1 protein-coding gene is annotated in these 252 nt (G+C 68.3%); it reads left to right on the top strand.

All coding sequences use genetic code 11. The annotated features are described in order from the left end of the window. Positions 1–252 (top strand): LGFP repeat-containing protein (locus E9529_RS21695; RefSeq protein WP_374201387.1); only part of this gene is annotated, 252 nt, incomplete at both ends.

Raw genomic sequence — 252 nt, 5'->3', positions numbered from 1 at the left:
GACCAACGTGCGCGGCGGCAGCTTCAGCCTGTTCACCGGTGGGGCGATCTACTGGTCGCCGTCCACCGGCGCGCACTTCGTGAAGGGCGCCATCTACGACACCTGGGCGAAGTCGGGCTACGAGACCGGGGTGCTGGGCTTCCCGGTGCGCAACGAGACCAACGTGCGCGGCGGCAGCTTCAGCCTGTTCACCGGTGGGGCGATCTACTGGTCGCCGTCCACCGGCGCGCACTTCGTGAAGGGCGCCATCTA

It is taken from the genome of Blastococcus sp. KM273128, from assembly GCF_021698975.1.
In the GTDB taxonomy this organism is placed as follows: domain Bacteria; phylum Actinomycetota; class Actinomycetes; order Mycobacteriales; family Geodermatophilaceae; genus Blastococcus.
Note: the sequence above shows the minus strand (reverse complement) of the source record. Positions and strands in the feature narration are given on the sequence as shown.